Raw genomic sequence first — 19531 nt, 5'->3', positions numbered from 1 at the left:
GATGCAAGGATTCCCGATGCCCGATTCCGTCGCTGCCGGCCTGCGCCTGGCGCCAGAAGAACTGACCCGCCCGTTCGCTCCCGAGCAATTCGCCTTCGATACCACCGATGACCTGGAGCCCTTCCGCGGCGTGCTGGGCCAGGAACGTGCGGTCGAGGCGCTGCAGTTCGGGGTGGCGATGCCGCGTCCGGGTTACAACGTATTCGTCATGGGCGAGCCGGGGACCGGACGCTTCTCCTTCGTCAAACGCTACCTGCAAGCCGAGGGCAAGCGCGTCGCCACGCCCTCCGACTGGGTCTACCTGAACAATTTCGACGAGCCGCGCGAACCTCGGGTGATCGAACTGCCGCCGGGCAGCGCGACCGAATTCAGCGCCGACATCGACCGCCTGATCGACAACCTGATGTCGACCTTCCCGGCGGTCTTCGAGCATCCGGCCTACCAGCAGAAGAAGAACGCCGTCGACCGCGCCTTCAACCAGCGCTACGACCGCGCCCTGGACTCGGTGGAACGGCGCGCCCTGGAGAAGGACGTGGCGCTGTACCGCGACAGCGCCAACGTCGCCTTCACCCCGATGAAGGACGGCAAGGCCCTCGACGAGGCCGAATTCGCCCAGTTGCCCGAAGCCGAGCGCGAGCGTTTCCACAAGGATATCGCCGCCCTCGAGGAGTACCTCAACGAGGAACTGGCGAGCCTGCCGCAGTGGAAGCGCGAGTCGAGCAACCAGTTGCGCGAGCTAAACGAGGAAACCATCACCCTGGCCCTGCAGCCCCTGCTGGCGCCCCTGGTGGAGAAGTACAACAACAACCCGGGCGTCTGCGCCTACCTGCAGGCGATGCAACTGAACCTGCTGAAGACCGTGGTCGACCAACTGGTCGACGACAGCCGCACCGACGCCCAGCGCAAGCAAGGGCTGATCGAGCAGTACGCGCCGAACCAGGCCATCGTCCACCACGCGACCAGCGGCGCGCCGGTGGTGTTCGAGTCGCACCCGACCTACGACAACCTGTTCGGCCGCATCGAGTACAGCTCCGACCAGGGGGCGCTCTACACCAGCTACCGGCAGTTGCGTCCGGGGGCGCTGCACCGGGCCAACGGCGGCTTCCTGATCCTGGAAGCGGAAAAGATGCTTGGCGAGCCGTTCGTCTGGGACGCGCTCAAGCGTGCCCTGCAGTCGCGCCAGTTGAAGATGGAGTCGCCGCTGGCCGAACTCGGCCGCCTGGCTGCGGTTTCCCTGACCCCCCAGGTGATCCCGCTGCAACTGAAGGTGATCATCATCGGCTCGCGGCAGATCTACTACACCCTGCAGGACCTCGACCCGGACTTCCAGGAGATGTTCCGGGTGCTGGTGGACTTCGACGAGGACATCCCGCTGGGCGAGGACAGCCTCGAACAGTTCGCACAGTTGCTCAAGACGCGCACCTCGGAAGAGGGCATGGCGCCCCTCAGCGGCGCGGCGGTGGCGCGACTGGCGACCTACAGCGCGCGCCTGGCCGAGCACCAGGGGCGGCTTTCGGCACGGATCGGCGACCTGTTCCAGTTGGTCAGCGAAGCCGATTTCATCCGTCAGCTGGCGAACGAGGAGGTGATCCAGCTCGGCCACATCGAGCGTGCCCTCAAGGCCAAGCAGACCCGCACCGGACGGGTGTCGGCGCGGATCCTCGACGACATGCTGGCGGGGATCATCCTGATCGACACCGCTGGCGCCGCGGTCGGCAAGTGCAACGGACTGACCGTGCTGGAGGTGGGCGACTCGGTGTTCGGCGTGCCGGCGCGGATTTCCGCGACCGTCTATCCGGGCAGCAGCGGCATCGTCGACATCGAGCGCGAGGTCAACCTCGGCCAGCCGATCCACTCCAAGGGCGTGATGATCCTCACCGGCTACCTGGGTAGCCGCTACGCCCAGGAGTTCCCCCTGGAAATCTCCGCCAGCATCGCCCTGGAACAATCCTACGGCTACGTGGACGGCGACAGCGCCTCGCTGGGCGAGGTCTGCACGCTGATCTCAGCACTGTCGCGGACGCCGTTGAAGCAGTGCTTCGCCATTACCGGCTCGATCAACCAGTTCGGCGAGGTGCAGGCGGTCGGCGGCGTCAACGAGAAGATCGAGGGCTTCTTCCGCCTCTGCGAAGCGCGCGGCCTGACCGGCGAGCAGGGCGTGATCATCCCGCGCGCCAACGTCACCACCCTGATGCTGGACGAGCGCGTATTGCAGGCGGTGCGCGCCGGGCAGTTCCACGTCTACGCGGTGCGCGAGGTGGACGAGGCGCTGGCGCTGCTGGTGGGCAAGCCGGTCGGCGCCCAGGACGAGAAGGGACGCTTCCCGAAAGGTAGCGTGAACGATCTAGTCGTGGCGCGCTTGCAGGAGATATCCGAACTCGGCATGGAAGAGGACGACAAGGAAAAGGACAAGCCGGCGGAGAAAGAGACCGTCGCGGCGAAGGACAAGGCCGCGGCGAAGAAGGACTGAGTCCGGCGCGTTGCCGGAACCTGCCGAGGGCGGGGCTGGAAAGCCCCGCCCTCGTGCGTTTCAGCCCTGTGGACAAGTTCCCGCCGGCGCTATGCGGAACCTGGCGGCAGGTGTAGGCTCAAAACTGGGAACCCCCGTGAGGATGCCGCCATGCCGCGTAACCTCTGCCTCATCCGCCCTTGTCTGGGGCTGACCACGCGAATCGAATGCGTGGTCAGGCCGCTGGCCGGAGAGAACGGACTCTGGACCCTGCTTTGCGCCGCCGGCATGTCCGGCTCCCAGCCTTCGGCGATCAAGGCCCAGGGCCCCTTCCACGGACCGCTGGTGGCCGAAGGGGTGTTGCAGGCGATTGCCGACTGCCTGGCCCAGCAAGGCTATATCGAAGCCGTCGACCCGCCGATCTGGCGCCTGCACCTGCAGGGCGAACTGCGCCGACTCAATGGCGAACGACGGCCGCATGTCGGCGACTACCTGTTTCGCCCGGAATCCTGAGCGGCGCCTGGGCAAAGCCTGAGCAATCCGGCCAAGGCCCCGTGCCATCATCGCTGGCGGGATCCATCCCGGCTCGGTGCACATATTTATCCACAGATTTTCTGGATAAAAACCGCCGGCCGCTGCGTTATACTCGCCGCCCCATTTCCCCCTGCACATACACACAAGAGACCATGGAACGCTTTTTCGAAAACGCCATGTACGCCTCGCGCTGGCTGCTGGCTCCCATCTACATGGGCCTGTCGCTGGCGCTGCTGGCGTTGACCATCAAGTTCTTCCAGGAAATATTCCACGTCATCCCGAACATCTTCGCGATGGCCGAGGCCGACCTGATCCTGGTCCTGCTCTCGCTGATCGACATGGCTCTGGTCGGCGGCCTGCTGGTCATGGTGATGATCTCCGGCTACGAGAACTTCGTTTCGCAGCTGGACATCGACGAAGGCAAGGAAAAGCTCAACTGGCTGGGCAAGATGGATTCCGGCTCGCTGAAGAACAAGGTGGCCGCCTCCATCGTTGCGATCTCTTCGATCCACCTGTTGCGCATCTTCATGGACGCGAAGAATGTGCCGGACAACAAGCTGATGTGGTACGTGATCATCCACATGACCTTCGTGCTCTCGGCGTTCGCCATGGGCTACCTGGATAAGCAGACCCGTCACTGACGACCCTCTCCAGTGTTTCGCTCGCGCCGCCCGGCCGTTGTAAAACGGACGGGCGGCGGCGTTTCCGGCTTGCGTTGCCTGTCGCCTGGGCAAGACTTTCCTGTGATATCGGGCGGACGCCGGGAGCGGGCGTCCTTCGCATCGTCGGGGCCTGGCGGCCGGACGATGCCGGGAATCGGGCCGGCGCTGTCGGGACCGAGGCGGTTGGCGGAAACCTGGAGGCTTCCGCTGCCTGCGCACCTCGAGAGGTTCGCGATGAACATGCAGGATCTCGCCGGCCGGGTCCAGGCCGGACATATCGACGCCTTGCACCTGGTGTCGCTGGAGGGTGGCATCTATGTCCTGGAGGCGCAGATGGGCGGCCGCGCCTATCCGGTGGAGGACGATCTCGGCCAGCCGGTCAGCCTGCGCTCCGTGGAGCATGCGCGCCAGGTACTGCGCGGGCTGGACAGGGTTCCGGTGGAGTTGGTGTGCGCCGATGTCGATGACGAGATGTGTGGCCTCCTGGCCGAGTCGGGTTCGTTTATCGGCGGGCTGCCGCTGTCGATCCGCCAGGGTTGAGCACAAGCGGCTGCGCTGGTAGGGGGGAAGGGCCTTCTGTGCTAGGCTGGCCGCCCTTTTTCGACCCCACAGCGGAGCAGCGCCATGAGCGAACTCAACCTGACCACTGACGAAGCCCGTGTCAGCTACGGCATCGGCCGTCAACTGGGCGACCAACTGCGCGAGAATCCGGTTCCGGGCATGACCCTGGACGCAGTCCTGGCCGGCCTGTCCGATGCGTTCGCAGGTATCGACAGCCGGGTTTCCGGCGAGGCGCTGTCGGCCAGCTTCCAGGTGATCCGCGAACGCATGCAGGCCGAAGCCCAGGCCAAGGCCGAAGTCGCCGCTGGCGAAGGCCGCGCCTACCTGGCCGAGAACGCCAAGCGCGAAGGCGTGACCGTGCTGCCGTCGGGCCTGCAGTTCGAGGTGCTGAGCACTGGCGAGGGCGCCAAGCCTTCCCGCGAGGATACCGTGCGCACCCACTACCACGGCACCCTGATCGACGGCACCGTATTCGATAGCTCCTACCAGCGCGGCCAGCCGGCCGAGTTCCCGGTGGGCGGCGTGATCGCCGGCTGGGTCGAAGCGCTGCAACTGATGAACGCCGGCTCCAAGTGGCGCCTGCACGTACCGAGCGAACTGGCCTATGGCGGCCAGGCGGTCGGCAGCATTCCCCCGCACAGCGTGCTGGTGTTCGACGTCGAACTGCTGGAAATCCTCTGAGGCGCATCGGCCCCAGGAAGGAGCGAAACGCCCCGTCGACGCATCGACGGGGCGTTTTTCATTGCGGCATCAGTAGCGGGCATCCAGCGGACGCTTGTCCTTCGGCCAGTCCTTGATCTTGTCCGGGAAGTCCGGGCGCGGTTGGTGCGAAAAGTACTCCGCGACGTCCACTGCGTCCTGGTCGCTGAGGCCGCCCTGGCCGAGCGGGAAGCGTTCCTGGAAGCCGATCGGCATGTTGTGCTTGACGAAGGCGGCAGCGGTGAAGGTCCGCGCCATGCCGGCGCCGATATTGAACGACTCGTCGCCCCACAGCGGTGGGAAGAGCATCTCGCCGGCGCTGTTCCTCAGCCCCTCGCCATTCTCGCCATGACACACCGCGCATTGTCGGGCGTAGACCTTGCGGCCGTTCTCCGGGTCGGGCTTCAGCGCCGGGTCGACCTTGCCGACGCCGCGGCCGGCGACCTTGTCCTGCGGCCGGGTGTTGTTCTTCATCCAGTCGAAGTAGGCCACCATCGCCTGCATGTCGGCAGAGTCCGGCGGCAGAGGCTTACCGTTCATCGAGCGCCGGAAGCAGCCGTTGATGCGCTCCTCCAGGCCGATGACCTTGCCCGCCCGGGGCGCGTAGCTGGGGAAGAACGCCGAGACGCCGACGAAGGGCGAGCCGTCGGCTACGGTTCCAGCGTTCAGGTGGCAACTGGTGCAGTTCAACTGGTTGCCGACGTTCGCCGGCAGCAGCTCGCGGGTCTCCAGGTGCAGGCGCATGCCGCGTACCACCTGTTCGGCGTTCGGCGCCGCGAGCATGTCCGCCAGGCGTGGAGAGACGAAGGTCGTGGCCGGGCCGTTGCCGGCCTCGATCTGCTGGCGCAGTTTCTTCACCTGGCCGGCATCGATCGACGAACCCTGGTTGCCCCAACTGCTGCGGACGAAGCTGAGGATTTCGGCGATTTCGCGGTCTTCCAGCTGGGCGAAGCCGGGCATGGTGTAGACCCGCGAGTGGGTTGCGGTCTCCGCGGTTGTCCAGCCGGTAAGGGTGATATGCAGTAGCGTGCTCGGGTTGGCCGAAGCGACCGTGGGGTTGCCGGCCAGCGGCGGGAACATACCCGGGACGCCGCTGCCGTCCTTGCGGTGGCAGTCGGAGCAGAACTGCGCGTAGCCGAGACCGCCCCGCGAGCTGTACAGGTCGACCGGTGCTGCCAGTGGGCGTTCGCTGTCGGGCATGGGCAGGTCGTCCTTGCCGGCCGGCAGGGACTTCAGGTAGCTGGCGATGGCCAGCAGATCGTCGTCGCTGAAGTGCTGGGTGCTGTGGTGGATGACATCGGTCATGCTGCCGGACACCGTGGCAAAGCGGTTCTGCCCGGTCTTCAGCAACTGCACGGTGTCCTCCACCGTCCACAGGTTGCGCAGGCTCAGGGCTTGCCATTGTTCGACGGTTTCGCCGGCGAGGTAGAGCTGCCCGGAACGACCGGCTTCGCTCATGGCTTTTTCCTGGAAGGCGATGCCGCGCGGAGTATGGCAGGCGCCGCAGTGGCCGAGTCCCTGTACCAGGTAGGCGCCGCGGTTGATCGCCGGGTCCGCGTCGCTGGAGGGGGTGAACGGCGCGTCGTCGAGAAACGCCCAGTTCCACAGCGATAGGCCCCAGCGCTGGTTGAACGGCCAGCTCATCGCGCTCGGCGTATTCGCCTGGGTGACGGGTTGCACGCCGTGCATCAGGTAGGCGTACAGTGCACGCATGTCTTCTTCGCTGATCTTGGCGTAGGACGGGTAGGGCATCGCCGGATAGAGATTCACTCCCTCGGCGGTCACCCCCTTGCGCATGGCGCGGTCGAACTCTTCGAAGCTGTAGCGGCCGATGCCGGTCTCCCGGTCGGGAGTGATGTTGGTCGAGTAGATGGTACCCATTGGCGTCTTCAGCTCCAGGCCGCCGGCCATCGGCGCGCCCTGCGGGCCGGTATGGCAGGCGATGCAGTCGCCGAGCTGGGCCACGTAGCGGCCTTTTTCGATGAGCGCAGCGTCCGTGGTCGGTTCGCTGGCATGGAGCAGGGGAACGATGGAGCACAGCGCGCCGAGCAAGCCGAGGCGCGGGAAAGAAGCAGGCATTTCCTCATCCTTAGGCGTAGGCCTGGGGCGGTCCCCTCGGCCACGGTCCATTCTTTTTTTCGTTATGCGGCCGTCGACAGGACGACGGTCACGCCGCTGTTGTAACGGCTTTCAGGCGAGGTCGGCTTGATGTGGATCAGGCAGGAATCCCTATCGCGGCGAGGGGCTGCCGGCGTGCTCGGGCGAGGCGTAGCGGAAAGACCGGGACATGAGGAAAGTGACTCCGGGAAGGTCGTCCGTGACCTTCCCGGAACCGGCCGGAGGCGCCTTTGCCTCCGTTCGTGCGATCCGCCTCCCGGGCAGCGGCGCACGGATGACGCGTCCTGGCGTCATCGCAAAGGCTCAGCGCAGGGCGCGGGCGTAGCAGAAGAGGAACAGGTTGCGTACCAGCTCCTTGAGGATCAGCGGTTCGCTCGAGTTCAACTCGTGCAGGTCCAGGCCGCCCTGGTCACGCAGTTCGTCCAGCGCGTCTTCTTCCAGGACTGCGCAGATTTCCCCGGTTTCCCGGTGCAGGATCCGCAGGTAGGGGTGTGGCCGATCAAGCCAGGCATCGATCAAATAAGTCATGGCGCTCATCTCCGTGACAAGACTGTGAGATGAGAATAATTCTTATTATCGTAATAGCAAGTCTTGATCGTGCCTTTCGTCGCAAAACGAAAACGCCGCCGTGAAAACGGCGGCGTTCGTCACAAGTCGAGCCCGGTTCAGTGGGTCCGGGCGACAGCGAATTCGCTGAGTTCGACCAGGGCGGAGCGGTATTCGTTGTCCGGCAGCGTATCCAGGCAGGCGATGGCGCGGGCGGCGTAGTCGCGGGCGAGGTTGGCGGTATAGTCCAGGGCGCCGGCAGCCTCGACGGCGGCACAGACGCTCTCCAGGTCCTGGCTGCCACCTTGCTGGATGGCCTTGCGTACCAGCGCGGCCTGCTCCTCGGTGCCGTCGCGCATGGTGACGATCAGCGGCAGGGTGGGCTTGCCTTCGGCGAGGTCGTCGCCGACGTTCTTGCCGAGGGTCGCGGCGTCGCCGCGGTAGTCGAGCAGGTCGTCCACCAGTTGGAAGGCGATTCCCAGGTAGTCGCCGAAGCGGCGCAGTGCCTCGGACTGTTCCTCGCCGGCCTGGCACAGCGCGGCGGCGCTGTGGGTCGAGGCCTCGAAAAGCATCGCGGTCTTGCCGCGGATCACTTCCATGTAGGTCTCTTCGGTAGTGCTGGCGTCGCGTACCTTGGACAATTGCAGCACTTCGCCCTCGGCGATCACCCGGGTGGCCTGGGATATGATGCGCATGACCGGCATGGAACCCAGCTCGACCATCATTTCGAAGGAGCGGGCATAAAGGAAGTCGCCTACCAGCACGCTCGGCGCGTTGCCCCACAGGGCATTGGCGGTGGAGCGGCCGCGGCGCAGGCCGGAGGCGTCGACGACGTCGTCGTGCAGCAGAGTGGAGGTGTGCAGGAATTCGATGGTGGCGGCCAGCAGGCAGAGGTCGTCGCCCTTGTAGCCCAGGGTCTTGCCGGCGAGCAGGACCAGCAGCGGGCGCAGGCGCTTGCCGCCGGCGGAGATGATGTAGTCGCCGATCTTTTCCACCAGGGGAACGCGGGAGGTGAGTTGGCGACGGATGATCCCGTCGACGGCGGTGAAATCTTCCGCCACCACGCGGTAGAAGGCCTGGGGTTGCATCAGTGACAATAGCTCCACAAAGATTGCGCGGCATGCTAGGTGGCAGGGGGGGGACTGTCAAGGAAAGGCCCGTGGCACTTGCCTCGGCCTGGACCTTTCCGTACAATCGCGGGCCCTGAACTTCCTTGGCATACCCTGCCTTACGCAATTGCACGGGCGTCCGATCCGACCCCATGCAGCCATGCCGGCCGATTCCTACTTCTATAAAGCGTCGGGTGAGCAGGTTTAACGGAGATACACATGTACGCAGTGATTGTTACCGGTGGCAAGCAGCACAAAGTCACCGAAGGCGAATTCCTCAAGGTCGAGAAACTCGACGTCGCTACCGGCGAAGCGATCGATTTCGACCGCGTCCTGCTGGTTGCCAATGGCGAAGACGTGAAAATCGGCCTGCCGGTCGTCGAAGGTGCGAAGGTTACCGCTGAAGTGGTTTCCCACGGCCGTCACGACAAGGTCCGCATCATCAAGTTCCGCCGTCGTAAGCACCACATGAAGCGTCAGGGCCACCGCCAGTGGTTCACTGAAATCAAGATCACCGGCATTCAGGCCTAATTCCTTTCTGGAGGATATGACTCATGGCACACAAAAAAGCTGGCGGTTCTACCCGCAACGGCCGCGACTCAGAAAGTAAACGCCTTGGCGTGAAACTGTTCGGCGGCCAGGCTGTAAAGGCTGGCAACATCCTGGTTCGTCAGCGCGGCACCAAATTCCACGCCGGTTACGGCGTTGGCCTGGGCAAGGACCACACCCTGTTCGCGAAAGTGGACGGCGTGGTCAAGTTTGAGACCAAAGGCGCCTTTGGTCGCAAATACGTGAGCATCGTTGCTGCCTAAGCAATAGCTCTCTGAAAAAGCCCTGTCTCGCGACGGGGCTTTTTTGTTTCTGCGCCGGCTTCCGGCCATGCCCTGCTTTCGGGGCATCCTGTATCCTATGTTTTTTCTGTTAACCCGCCCTCGTGGTGGGAGGCATATCCATGAAATTCGTCGATGAAGTATCAATCCACGTGAAAGCCGGTGACGGCGGCAATGGCCTCATGAGCTTTCGTCGCGAGAAGTTCATCGAAAAGGGCGGTCCCAACGGCGGCGACGGTGGCGACGGCGGTTCCATCTACCTGGAAGCCGACGTCAACCTGAACACCCTGGTCGACTATCGCTACACCCGCCGTTTCGATGCCCAGCGCGGCGAGAACGGCGGCAGCAAGGACTGCACCGGGGCCAAGGGCGACGACCTGATCCTGCCGGTGCCGGTCGGTACTACCGTGATCGACGCCAATACCCAGGAGATCATCGGCGACCTGACCGAGCCCGGTCAGCGGCTGATGGTCGCGCAGGGCGGCTGGCATGGCCTCGGTAACACCCGTTTCAAATCCAGTACCAATCGGGCGCCGCGCCAGACCACCCCGGGCAAGCCGGGCGAGGCGCGCGACCTCAAGCTGGAACTGAAGGTGCTGGCCGACGTCGGCCTGCTGGGACTGCCGAATGCCGGCAAGAGCACTTTCATCCGTGCAGTGTCCGCGGCCAAGCCGAAGGTGGCCGACTATCCGTTCACCACCCTGGTGCCGAACCTCGGCGTGGTCAGCGTCGGTCGCTACAAGAGCTTCGTGGTCGCCGACATTCCCGGCCTGATCGAAGGTGCCGCCGAAGGCGCCGGGCTGGGCATCCGCTTCCTCAAGCATCTGGCGCGGACCCGTATCCTCCTGCATCTGGTGGACATGGCGCCGCTGGACGAAAGCGATCCGGCCGATGCCGCCGAGGTCATCGTTCGCGAGCTGGGTCGCTTCAGTCCGGCGCTGACCGAGCGCGAGCGCTGGCTGGTGCTGAACAAGATGGACCAGATCCTCGATCCGGCCGAGCGCGAGGCGCGCAAGCAGGCGGTGATCGAGCGGTTGGGCTGGGAAGGCCCGGTCTATGTGATCTCCGCCCTGGAGCGCGATGGCACCGAGGCGCTCAGCCAGGACATCATGCGCTATCTCGACGAGCGTACCCTGCGCCTGGAAGAAGATCCGCAGTATGCCGAGGAGCTGGCCGAACTCGACCGGCGTATCGAGGACGAGGCGCGGGCCCGTCTGCAGGCCCTGGACGATGCGCGCGCGCTGCGGCGTTCGGGGCTGAAGAACGCTGGTGCGGTGGATGACGATGATTTCGATGATGAGGAAGACGACGGCGACGGTCCGGAGATCTTCTACGTTCCCTGATGGCGTGATACCCCGCCGGGCGGGCCGGCGGGGCTGAAGAGTCGAAGCCTGGGCTTCTAAGGTTGAGGGTATGCGGGACAAGGTGACTGGCGCGCGGCGCTGGGTGGTGAAGATCGGTAGCGCCCTGCTGACGGCCGATGGCCGTGGGCTGGATCGCAATGCCATGGCCGTTTGGGTCGAGCAGATGGTGGCGCTGCATTGCGCCGGCATCGAGCTGGTGCTGGTGTCGTCCGGCGCCGTCGCCGCCGGTATGAGCCGCCTGGGCTGGGTGTCCCGACCTAGCGCGATGCACGAACTCCAGGCCGCCGCCTCGGTGGGACAGATGGGGTTGGTGCAGGCCTGGGAGTCCAGCTTCGCCCTGCATGGCCTGCAGACCGCCCAGGTGTTGCTGACCCATGACGACCTCTCCGACCGCAAGCGCTACCTGAACGCCCGCAGCACCCTGCGGACCCTGGTCGAGCTGGGCGTGGTCCCGGTGATCAACGAGAACGACACGGTGGTCACCGACGAGATCCGCTTCGGCGACAACGACACCCTGGCGGCACTGGTGGCCAACCTGGTCGAGGCCGACCTGCTGGTGATCCTTACCGATCGCGACGGGATGTTCGACGCCGATCCGCGCAACAATCCCGATGCCCAACTGATCTACGAGGCGCGTGCCGACGATCCGCAGCTCGATGCGGTGGCCGGCGGCAGTGCCGGCGCCCTGGGGCGCGGCGGAATGCAGACCAAGCTGCGGGCGGCGCGCCTGGCGGCGCGTTCCGGCGGGCATACGGTGATCGTCGGCGGGCGTATCGAGCGTGTCCTCGACCGCCTGCGCGCCGGCGAACGCCTCGGCACCCTGTTGACCCCTGATCGCAGTCGCAAGGCGGCGCGCAAGCAATGGTTGGCCGGTCACTTGCAGATGCGCGGCACCCTGGTGCTGGATGATGGGGCGGTGAAGGCGGTGAGCCAGGATCACAAGAGCCTGTTGCCGGTTGGGGTCAAGGCGGTCCAGGGCAGCTTCCGTCGCGGCGAGATGGTGGTCTGTGTGGACCAGGGCGGGCGCGAAGTGGCGCGCGGCCTGGTCAACTACAGTGCGCTGGAGGCGCAGAAGATCCTCGGTCAGCCGACGGATGCCATCGAGGCCTTGCTCGGCTACGTGGATGGGCCGGAGCTGGTGCATCGCGACAATCTGGTTCTGGTCTGAGGAGAGGGCGAATGCGCAAGCTCGCGGGGTTGCTGGGTGGTCTGCTGCTGTTGCCGGCGCTTGCCGGGGCGGAGGAGATCGGCGAGGTTTCCACGGTGTTCAAGTGGGTCGGGCCGAACGACAAGATTGTCGTCGAGGCTTTCGACGATCCCAAGGTGCAGGGTGTGACCTGCTATCTGTCGCGCGCCAAGACCGGTGGGGTCAAGGGCGGCCTGGGGCTGGCGGAGGATCGCGCCGAGGCGTCGATCGCCTGTCGCCAGGTGGGGCCGATCCAGTTCAGTGGCGAACTCAAGGATGGCGAAGAGGTGTTCAAGCAGCGCACTTCGCTGGTGTTCAAAAGCATGCAGGTGGTGCGCTTCTTCGATCGCAAGCGCAATGCCTTGGTCTATCTGGTCTACAGCGACCGGGTGATCGAAGGTAGTCCGCAGAACGCGGTGACGGCGATTCCCCTCATGCCCTGGCCGACCGCTCGCTGAGGCGAGCGAGTCGCGGGCAATAAAAAACCGGCCATTGGCCGGTTTTTTATTCGAGCAAGGCGTGCCTTAGGCGGCAGCGGTGCTGAGGGCCTTGATGTGGCCGCTCAGACGGCTCTTGTGACGAGCAGCCTTGTTCTTGTGGATGATGCCTTTGTCAGCCATGCGGTCGATCACCGGTACAGCGGCGGTGAAGGCGGCCTGGGCTTTTTCCAGGTCCTTGGCGTCGATGGCTTTCACGACGTTCTTGATGTAGGTGCGCACCATGGAGCGCAGGCTGGCGTTGTGGCTGCGACGCTTCTCAGCCTGTTTGGCGCGTTTTTTGGCGGAAGGTGTGTTGGCCACCGTCGAGCTCCTCGAAAAAAACTGGGTAAATAGCGAACAAATTAAGGCCGCGAATAATGCCGTCGCCTCCAGGGGTTGTCAAGGGGCTGCGCATGCGGCCGGAAAGATCGGCGACGGATGTCGCCTGCTTTCTTGCGGGTGATTTATTCCGGCGCGCATTCTACACTCGGCGCGCCCTTGCGGACCGCCGTTCGGCGGCGAGGGCGCACTCGCGCGATGAACCGGCCCGGCCGGTCGCGGTCTTGGACAGGATCAATTTCGACATGCCGGCAGCCCGACATCCATGAATCTTCTCAAATCATTGGCGGCGGTGAGTTCCATCACCATGCTGTCGCGGGTCCTCGGCTTCGTCCGCGATACCATCCTGGCGCGGATCTTCGGTGCCGGCCTCGCCACCGACGCCTTTTTCGTCGCCTTCAAGCTGCCCAACCTGTTGCGGCGGATCTTCGCCGAGGGGGCGTTTTCCCAGGCTTTCGTGCCGATCCTGGCAGAGTACAAGAACCAGCAGGGCGAGGAAGCGACGCGGACCTTCATCGCCTACGTTTCCGGCTTGCTCACGCTGGTGCTGGCGCTGGTCACGGCGCTCGGCATCCTCGCCGCGCCCTGGGTTATCTGGGTCACCGCGCCGGGCTTCGCCGATACCCCGGAAAAGTTCGCCCTGACCACCGACCTGCTGCGGGTGACCTTTCCTTATATATTGCTGATCTCGCTGTCGTCCCTGGCCGGCGCGATCCTCAACACCTGGAACCGCTTCTCGGTGCCGGCCTTCGTGCCGACCCTGCTGAACGTCGCAATGATCGGCTTCGCGCTGTTCCTCACGCCTTATTTCGATCCGCCGGTCATGGTGCTGGGCTGGGCGGTGCTGGCCGGCGGCCTGTTGCAGCTCCTCTATCAGCTGCCGCACCTGAGGAAGATCGGCATGCTCGTGCTGCCGCGCCTGAACCTCAGGGACAGCGGTGTCTGGCGGGTGATGAAGCTGATGCTGCCGGCGATCCTGGGGGTCTCGGTGAGCCAGATCTCGCTGATCATCAACACCATCTTCGCCTCGTTCCTGGCAGCCGGTTCGGTGTCCTGGATGTACTACGCCGACCGCCTGATGGAGCTGCCTTCCGGCGTATTGGGCGTGGCGCTGGGGACGATCCTCCTGCCGATGCTGGCGAAGACCTATTCGAACAAGGATCGCCATGAGTACTCGCGCCTGCTCGACTGGGGCCTGCGCCTGTGCTTCCTGCTGGTGCTGCCCTGTTCGCTGGCCCTGGCGATCCTCGCCGAACCTCTGACCGTCTCGCTGTTCCAGTACGGCAAGTTCACCACGGTGGACGCGGCGATGACCCAGCGCGCGCTGGTCGCCTACTCCGTCGGCCTGCTCGGCATCATCCTGGTCAAGGTTCTTGCGCCGGGCTTCTATGCCCAGCAGAACATCCGTACGCCAGTGAAGATCGCGCTCTTCACCCTGGTTTCCACCCAACTGATGAACCTGGCCTTCATCGGCCCGCTTCAGCATGCCGGCCTGGCCCTGTCCATCGGCCTGGCGGCCTGCCTGAATGCCGGGCTGCTCTACTGGCAACTGCGCAAGCAGCGTCTGTACCTGCCGCAACCGGGCTGGGCGAAGTTCCTGGTCAAGCTGGTGGTCGCGGTGCTGGCGATGTCGGCGGTGCTGCTGGCCACGATGCACTGGCTGCCGGCCTGGGAGCAGGGCGCCATGCTGGAGCGATTCCTGCGCCTCGGCCTGCTGGTGGTTGCCGGTCTCCTGGCCTATTTCGGTATGCTCGCGCTGCTGGGTTTCCGCCTGCGCGACTTTTCCCGTCGGGCGGTGCTGTGAAGCGCGTCCGGGCTGGCGGCGGGATCATGCCGTTTTGCCTGTTGTCCGGCGCCCGGTACGCGTATAATCGACCACTTTCTGAGCAATAAGCGTGCTATGCAGCTGCTTCGCGGACTACACAACCTGCAGCCCCTGGCCGGGGGCTGCGTCGCCACCATCGGTAACTTCGACGGCGTCCACCTCGGGCACCAGGCTATCCTGGCGCGTCTGCGCGAGCGCTCGCTGGAGCTGGGCGTACCCAGCTGCGTGGTGATTTTCGAGCCGCAGCCGCGCGAGTTCTTCTCCCCCGATTCGGCGCCGGTGCGTCTGACCCGCCTGCGCGAGAAACTCGAGTTGCTGCGTGGGCAGGGCGTCGACGTGGTGCTCTGCCTGGCCTTCAACCGCCGCTTGCGCGAGCTGTCGGCAGCCGAGTTCGTCCGCCAGGTCCTGGTCGATGGACTGGCGGTGCGGCACCTTGAAGTGGGCGACGATTTCCGTTTCGGCTGCGACCGCTCCGGTGACTTCGCCTTCCTGGTGAACGCCAGTCGCGAGCAGGGGTTCACCGTCGAGGCGGCCGCCACCGTCGAACTGGACGGCGTGCGGGTGAGCAGCACGCGGGTCCGCCAGGCCCTGGCCGAGGGCGACCTGCATCTCGCCGAGCGCCTTCTGGGGCGTCCCTTCAGCCTGAGCGGACGGGTCCTGCATGGACAGAAACTCGGCCGGCAACTGGGCTCGCCCACGGCCAACATTCAACTGAAACGGCGCAAGGCGCCGTTGAACGGGGTCTACCTGGTCAGTACGCTGGTCGATGGCCAGCGTTGCCAGGGGGTGGCGAACATCGGCACCCGCCCTTCGGTGAACGGCGACGGCCGTCCCCATCTGGAAGTGCACCTGCTCGATTTCGCCGGCGATCTATACGGCCGGCATCTGCAGGTGACCTTCCACCAGAAGCTGCGCGACGAGCAGCGTTTTGCCTCCCTGGAGGCACTCAAGGCGGCGATTCTCGCGGATATCGCCGCCGCCCGGGCCTACTGGCTGGGCCAACCGCTTGATTGAAGAGATCCTGAACAGGCCCTGAGATGACCGACTACAAAGCGACGCTAAACCTTCCGGAAACCGCCTTCCCAATGAAAGCCGGCCTGCCCCAGCGCGAGCCGGAAACCCTCAAGTTCTGGAACGACATCGGTCTGTACCAGAAGCTGCGGGCCATTGGCGGCGACCGTCCGAAGTTCGTCCTGCACGATGGCCCTCCGTACGCCAACGGCAGCATTCACATCGGTCACGCGGTCAACAAGATTCTCAAGGACATCATTGTCCGCTCCAAGACCCTGGCGGGCTACGACGCGCCCTATGTGCCGGGCTGGGATTGCCACGGCCTGCCCATCGAGCACAAGGTCGAGACCACCCACGGCAAGAATCTTCCGGCGGACAAGACCCGCGAACTGTGCCGCGAATACGCAGCCGAGCAGATCGAAGGGCAGAAGGCCGACTTCATCCGCCTGGGCGTGCTCGGCGAGTGGGACAACCCCTACAAGACCATGAATTTCGCCAACGAGGCGAACGAAATCCGCGCCCTCGCGGAAATGGTCAAGCAGGACTTCGTGTTCAAGGGCCTGAAGCCGGTCAACTGGTGCTTCGACTGTGGTTCGGCGCTGGCCGAGGCCGAGGTCGAGTACGCCGACAAGAAGTCGCCGACCATCGACGTCGGCTTCCCGGTGGCGGATGCCGACAAGCTGGCCGCGGCCTTCGGCCTGGCGGCCCTGGACAAGCCGGCGCAGATCGTCATCTGGACCACCACGCCCTGGACCATCCCGGCCAACCAGGCGCTGAACGTGCATCCGGAGATCGACTACGCGCTGGTCGATGCCGGCGATCGTTACCTGGTGCTGGCCGAGGCCCTGGTCGAGTCCTGCCTGGCGCGCTACCAGCGCGAGGGCAAGGTGGTCGCCACCGCCAAGGGCGAGGCGCTGGAACTGATCAACTTCCGCCATCCGTTCTACGAGCGCCTGTCGCCGGTCTACCTGGCCGACTACGTGGCCCTCGATGCCGGCACCGGTATCGTCCACTCGTCGCCGGCCTACGGCGAAGACGACTTCTATACCTGCAAGCGCTACGGGATGAGCAACGACGACATCCTCAGCCCGGTGCAGAGCAACGGCGTCTACGTCGACTCGTTGCCGTTCTTCGGCGGCCAGTTCATCTGGAAGGCCAACCCCAACGTGGTGGCCAAGCTGGAAGAGGTCGGCAGCCTGCTGGCCCACGAAACCATCAATCACAGCTACATGCACTGCTGGCGGCACAAGACGCCGCTGATCTATCGCGCCACCGCGCAGTGGTTCGTCGGCATGGACAAGCAGCCCAGGCAGGGTGCTTCCCTGCGCGAGCGAGCGCTGGAAGCCATCACCCAGACCGAATTCGTCCCGGGCTGGGGCCAGGCGCGCCTGCACGGAATGATCGCCGGGCGTCCCGACTGGTGCATCTCGCGCCAGCGCAACTGGGGCGTACCGATCCCGTTCTTCCTGCACAAGGCCAGTGGCGAACTGCATCCACGCACCGTCGAGCTGATGGAAGAGGTCGCGCAGCGAGTCGAGAAGGAAGGCATCGAAGCCTGGTTCAAGCTCGACGCCGCCGAGTTGCTCGGCGAGGAGGCCGCGCAGTACGACAAGATCAACGACACCCTGGACGTCTGGTTCGACTCCGGCACCACCCACTGGCACGTGCTGCGTGGCTCCCACCGGATCGGCCATGCCAGCGGCCCGGTCGCCGATCTCTACCTGGAAGGTTCCGACCAGCACCGCGGCTGGTTCCACTCCTCGCTGCTGACCGGCTGCGCGATCGACAACCATGCGCCGTACCGCCAGTTGCTGACCCACGGTTTCACCGTCGACGAGTCCGGCCGCAAGATGTCCAAGTCGCTGGGCAATACCGTGGTGCCGCAGACCGTCATCGATACCCTGGGCGCCGACATCCTGCGCCTGTGGGTAGCCTCGACCGATTACTCGGGCGAGATCGCGGTATCCCAGCAGATTCTCCAGCGCAGCGCCGATGCCTACCGGCGGATCCGCAATACCACGCGCTTCCTGCTGTCCAACCTGAACGGTTTCGATCCGGCCACGGATCTGCTGCCGCCCCAGGAAATGCTGGCCCTGGATCGCTGGGCGGTCGATCGTGCCCTGCTCTTGCAGCGCGAGATCGAAGAGGCGTACCGCGAGTACCGCTTCTGGAACGTCTATTCCAAGGTGCACAACTTCTGCGTACAGGAGCTGGGCGGGTTCTACCTGGACATCATCAAGGACCGCCAGTACACCACCGGCGCCAACAGCGTCGCCCGGCGCTCCTGCCAGACCGCACTGTTCCACATCGCCGAGGCCCTCGTACGCTGGATCGCCCCGATCCTGGCGTTCACCGCCGAGGAAGTCTGGAAGTTCCTGCCCGGCGAGCGCGCCGAGTCGGTAATGCTCGCCACCTGGTACGACGGCCTCAGCGAACTGCCGGCCGACGTGACGCTGAATCGCCAGTACTGGGAACAGGTCATGGCAGTGAAGGCCGCGGTCAACAAGGAGCTGGAGAACCAGCGCGCGGCCAAGGCCGTGGGCGGCAACCTGCAGGCCGAAGTCACCCTGTATGCGGAAGACGCGCTGCAGGCCCAATTGGCCAAGCTGGGCAACGAGCTACGCTTCGTCCTGATCACCTCGACCGCGACCCTGGCGCCGCTGTCGGCGGCTCCAGCCGACGCGGTGGACAGCGAAGTCGCCGGCCTCAAGCTGAAAGTGGTCAAGTCGACCCACGCCAAGTGCGGTCGTTGCTGGCACCATCGCGAGGACGTCGGTCAGCATGCTGCGCATCCTGACCTGTGTGGTCGCTGCATCGAGAACATCGAAGGCAGCGGCGAGGTTCGCCACTATGCCTGAGGTCGATCGTTTCGGGCGCTTGCCCTGGCTGTGGATCACCGTGCTGGTGTTCGTCCTCGACCAGCTCAGCAAGGCGTTCTTCCAGGCCGAACTGAGCATGTACCAGCAGATCGTGGTGATCCCCGATCTGTTCAGTTGGACCCTGGCCTACAACACCGGTGCCGCCTTCAGCTTCCTGGCCGACAGCTCGGGCTGGCAGCGCTGGCTGTTCGCCCTGATCGCCATCGTCGTCAGCGCGATCCTGGTGGTCTGGCTGAAACGCCTGAAGAAAGGCGAGACCTGGTTGGCCATCGCCCTGGCGCTGGTGCTCGGTGGCGCCCTGGGCAACCTCTACGACCGCATGGTTCTTGGCCACGTGGTGGACTTCATCCTGGTGCACTGGCAGAACCGCTGGTACTTCCCGGCGTTCAACCTGGCCGATAGCGCCATCACCGTCGGCGCCGTCATGCTGGCGCTCGACATGTTCAGATCGAAGAAATCCGGAGAAGCCGCCCATGGCTGAGTCGACCCGCATTGGCCAGGAGAGCCGCGTCACCCTGCATTTCGCCCTCAAGCTGGAGGACGGCAACGTCGTCGACAGCACCTTCGACAAGCAGCCGGCCTCGTTCAAGGTCGGCGACGGCAACCTGCTGCCGGGCTTCGAACAGGCGCTGTTCGGCTTGAAGGCTGGCGACAAGCGCACCCTGAGCATTCTTCCCGAACAGGGCTTCGGCCAGCCGAATCCGCAGAACGTGCAGATCATGCCGCGCGACCAGTTCCAGGACATGGAGCTGGCCGAGGGCCTGCTGGTGATCTTCAACGACGCGGCCAAGACCGAACTGCCGGGCGTGGTCAAGGCGTTCGATGAGCAGCAGGTGACCGTCGACTTCAATCATCCGCTGGCCGGCAAGACCCTGGCCTTCGAAGTCGAGATCATCGACGTCCAGCCGGCCTGAACCGTCGGTCGCTGCGCCCTTCCCAA

General features: G+C 64.9%; 19 protein-coding genes. 15 read left to right on the top strand and 4 right to left on the bottom strand.

The window, feature by feature from the left end; all coding sequences use genetic code 11:
• Nucleotides 1-16 precede the first annotated feature (16 nt).
• From HMPREF2924_RS03200 to HMPREF2924_RS03180, 5 genes are all read left to right on the top strand, one after another.
• A complete protein-coding gene (locus tag HMPREF2924_RS03200) occupies nt 17-2470 on the top strand; it encodes a Lon protease family protein (RefSeq protein ID WP_003094777.1) in 2454 nt (817 codons plus the stop codon).
• A 150-nt stretch (nt 2471-2620) separates the two neighbouring features.
• Nucleotides 2621-2962, top strand: a complete 342-nt coding sequence (locus HMPREF2924_RS03195) for a PA4575 family protein (protein WP_003094775.1) — start codon at nt 2621-2623, stop codon at nt 2960-2962.
• Nucleotides 2963-3135: 173 nt separating this feature from the next.
• A complete protein-coding gene (locus HMPREF2924_RS03190) occupies nt 3136-3624 on the top strand; it encodes a TIGR00645 family protein (RefSeq protein ID WP_003111135.1) in 489 nt (162 codons plus the stop codon).
• 255 nt (nt 3625-3879) lie between these two features.
• On the top strand, nt 3880-4185 hold the full coding sequence (locus HMPREF2924_RS03185) for a DUF6482 family protein (protein ID WP_003094771.1): 306 nt from the start codon (nt 3880-3882) through the stop codon (nt 4183-4185).
• An 84-nt stretch (nt 4186-4269) separates the two neighbouring features.
• Entirely contained in the window at nt 4270-4887 is a 618-nt protein-coding gene (locus HMPREF2924_RS03180) for a BamJ family beta-barrel-assembly machinery protein (protein WP_003134948.1), read from the top strand.
• 69 nt (nt 4888-4956) lie between these two features.
• On the opposite strand, the gene HMPREF2924_RS03175 is transcribed toward HMPREF2924_RS03180, so the two are convergent.
• From HMPREF2924_RS03175 to HMPREF2924_RS03165, 3 genes are all read right to left on the bottom strand, one after another.
• Nucleotides 4957-6984 (bottom strand): c-type cytochrome, encoded by a 2028-nt coding sequence (locus tag HMPREF2924_RS03175; protein ID WP_003134946.1) that lies wholly within the window; start codon nt 6982-6984, stop codon nt 4957-4959.
• A gap of 342 nt (nt 6985-7326) precedes the next feature.
• Nucleotides 7327-7551 carry a PA4570 family protein gene (locus tag HMPREF2924_RS03170; RefSeq protein ID WP_003094765.1) on the bottom strand — a complete coding sequence of 75 codons (225 nt, stop codon included), beginning with the start codon at nt 7549-7551 and terminating at the stop codon, nt 7327-7329.
• A gap of 137 nt (nt 7552-7688) precedes the next feature.
• On the bottom strand, nt 7689-8657 hold the full coding sequence (locus HMPREF2924_RS03165) for a polyprenyl synthetase family protein (RefSeq protein WP_003094763.1): 969 nt from the start codon (nt 8655-8657) through the stop codon (nt 7689-7691).
• Between the two features lie 240 nt (nt 8658-8897).
• Between HMPREF2924_RS03165 and rplU the strand changes: the two genes are divergently transcribed.
• From rplU to HMPREF2924_RS03140, 5 genes are all read left to right on the top strand, one after another.
• Nucleotides 8898-9209 carry a 50S ribosomal protein L21 gene (rplU, locus tag HMPREF2924_RS03160; protein ID WP_003094761.1) on the top strand — a complete coding sequence of 104 codons (312 nt, stop codon included), beginning with the start codon at nt 8898-8900 and terminating at the stop codon, nt 9207-9209.
• A 23-nt stretch (nt 9210-9232) separates the two neighbouring features.
• Complete coding sequence (gene rpmA, locus HMPREF2924_RS03155) at nt 9233-9490, top strand: 50S ribosomal protein L27 (RefSeq protein WP_003094760.1); 258 nt, start codon at nt 9233-9235, stop codon at nt 9488-9490.
• A 140-nt stretch (nt 9491-9630) separates the two neighbouring features.
• Nucleotides 9631-10851, top strand: coding sequence for an Obg family GTPase CgtA (cgtA, locus tag HMPREF2924_RS03150; RefSeq protein WP_003094758.1), 1221 nt, complete (start codon nt 9631-9633; stop codon nt 10849-10851).
• Between the two features lie 70 nt (nt 10852-10921).
• Nucleotides 10922-12040 (top strand): glutamate 5-kinase, encoded by a 1119-nt coding sequence (gene proB, locus HMPREF2924_RS03145; protein WP_003094756.1) that lies wholly within the window; start codon nt 10922-10924, stop codon nt 12038-12040.
• A gap of 11 nt (nt 12041-12051) precedes the next feature.
• Nucleotides 12052-12516 carry a CreA family protein gene (locus HMPREF2924_RS03140; RefSeq protein WP_003094746.1) on the top strand — a complete coding sequence of 155 codons (465 nt, stop codon included), beginning with the start codon at nt 12052-12054 and terminating at the stop codon, nt 12514-12516.
• A 66-nt stretch (nt 12517-12582) separates the two neighbouring features.
• Here the strand turns inward: HMPREF2924_RS03140 and rpsT are convergent, their stop codons facing one another.
• Nucleotides 12583-12858 carry a 30S ribosomal protein S20 gene (gene rpsT / locus HMPREF2924_RS03135; RefSeq protein WP_003094744.1) on the bottom strand — a complete coding sequence of 92 codons (276 nt, stop codon included), beginning with the start codon at nt 12856-12858 and terminating at the stop codon, nt 12583-12585.
• 283 nt (nt 12859-13141) lie between these two features.
• On the opposite strand from rpsT, the gene murJ reads away from it, so the two are divergent.
• The 5 genes from murJ (at nt 13142) to fkpB (ending at nt 19505) form a co-directional block, all read left to right on the top strand.
• Entirely contained in the window at nt 13142-14680 is a 1539-nt protein-coding gene (gene murJ, locus HMPREF2924_RS03130; RefSeq protein ID WP_003102622.1) for a murein biosynthesis integral membrane protein MurJ, read from the top strand.
• A 96-nt stretch (nt 14681-14776) separates the two neighbouring features.
• A complete protein-coding gene (ribF, locus tag HMPREF2924_RS03125) occupies nt 14777-15715 on the top strand; it encodes a bifunctional riboflavin kinase/FAD synthetase (RefSeq protein WP_003110419.1) in 939 nt (312 codons plus the stop codon).
• Nucleotides 15716-15738: 23 nt separating this feature from the next.
• Complete coding sequence (gene ileS / locus HMPREF2924_RS03120; RefSeq protein ID WP_003094730.1) at nt 15739-18570, top strand: isoleucine--tRNA ligase; 2832 nt, start codon at nt 15739-15741, stop codon at nt 18568-18570.
• Entirely contained in the window at nt 18563-19072 is a 510-nt protein-coding gene (gene lspA / locus HMPREF2924_RS03115; RefSeq protein ID WP_003094728.1) for a signal peptidase II, read from the top strand. Before ileS ends, lspA begins: the two co-directional genes overlap by 8 nt.
• On the top strand, nt 19065-19505 hold the full coding sequence (gene fkpB, locus HMPREF2924_RS03110) for an FKBP-type peptidyl-prolyl cis-trans isomerase (RefSeq protein WP_003102613.1): 441 nt from the start codon (nt 19065-19067) through the stop codon (nt 19503-19505). The genes lspA and fkpB overlap by 8 nt, the downstream gene beginning before the upstream one ends.
• Nucleotides 19506-19531 lie beyond the last annotated feature (26 nt).

It is taken from the genome of Pseudomonas sp. HMSC063H08 (assembly GCF_001813645.1).
GTDB lineage: Bacteria > Pseudomonadota > Gammaproteobacteria > Pseudomonadales > Pseudomonadaceae > Pseudomonas > Pseudomonas aeruginosa.
The sequence above is the reverse complement of the archived record's forward strand: the minus strand, read 5'-3'. Positions and strand labels throughout refer to the sequence as shown.

Excerpts from the sequence above, each read along its gene's own strand:
- HMPREF2924_RS03200 (WP_003094777.1), top strand. The coding sequence starts at position 17 with ATGCCCGATTCCGTCGCTGCCGGCCTGCGCCTGGCGCCAGAAGAACTG.
- HMPREF2924_RS03195 (WP_003094775.1), top strand. The coding sequence starts at position 2,621 with ATGCCGCGTAACCTCTGCCTCATCCGCCCTTGTCTGGGGCTGACCACG.
- HMPREF2924_RS03190 (WP_003111135.1), top strand. The coding sequence starts at position 3,136 with ATGGAACGCTTTTTCGAAAACGCCATGTACGCCTCGCGCTGGCTGCTG.
- HMPREF2924_RS03185 (WP_003094771.1), top strand. The coding sequence starts at position 3,880 with ATGAACATGCAGGATCTCGCCGGCCGGGTCCAGGCCGGACATATCGAC.
- HMPREF2924_RS03180 (WP_003134948.1), top strand. The coding sequence starts at position 4,270 with ATGAGCGAACTCAACCTGACCACTGACGAAGCCCGTGTCAGCTACGGC.
- HMPREF2924_RS03175 (WP_003134946.1), bottom strand. The coding sequence starts at position 6,984 with ATGCCTGCTTCTTTCCCGCGCCTCGGCTTGCTCGGCGCGCTGTGCTCC.
- HMPREF2924_RS03170 (WP_003094765.1), bottom strand. The coding sequence starts at position 7,551 with ATGACTTATTTGATCGATGCCTGGCTTGATCGGCCACACCCCTACCTG.
- HMPREF2924_RS03165 (WP_003094763.1), bottom strand. The coding sequence starts at position 8,657 with ATGCAACCCCAGGCCTTCTACCGCGTGGTGGCGGAAGATTTCACCGCC.
- rplU (WP_003094761.1), top strand. The coding sequence starts at position 8,898 with ATGTACGCAGTGATTGTTACCGGTGGCAAGCAGCACAAAGTCACCGAA.
- rpmA (WP_003094760.1), top strand. The coding sequence starts at position 9,233 with ATGGCACACAAAAAAGCTGGCGGTTCTACCCGCAACGGCCGCGACTCA.
- cgtA (WP_003094758.1), top strand. The coding sequence starts at position 9,631 with ATGAAATTCGTCGATGAAGTATCAATCCACGTGAAAGCCGGTGACGGC.
- proB (WP_003094756.1), top strand. The coding sequence starts at position 10,922 with ATGCGGGACAAGGTGACTGGCGCGCGGCGCTGGGTGGTGAAGATCGGT.
- HMPREF2924_RS03140 (WP_003094746.1), top strand. The coding sequence starts at position 12,052 with ATGCGCAAGCTCGCGGGGTTGCTGGGTGGTCTGCTGCTGTTGCCGGCG.
- murJ (WP_003102622.1), top strand. The coding sequence starts at position 13,142 with ATGAATCTTCTCAAATCATTGGCGGCGGTGAGTTCCATCACCATGCTG.
- ribF (WP_003110419.1), top strand. The coding sequence starts at position 14,777 with ATGCAGCTGCTTCGCGGACTACACAACCTGCAGCCCCTGGCCGGGGGC.
- ileS (WP_003094730.1), top strand. The coding sequence starts at position 15,739 with ATGACCGACTACAAAGCGACGCTAAACCTTCCGGAAACCGCCTTCCCA.
- lspA (WP_003094728.1), top strand. The coding sequence starts at position 18,563 with ATGCCTGAGGTCGATCGTTTCGGGCGCTTGCCCTGGCTGTGGATCACC.
- fkpB (WP_003102613.1), top strand. The coding sequence starts at position 19,065 with ATGGCTGAGTCGACCCGCATTGGCCAGGAGAGCCGCGTCACCCTGCAT.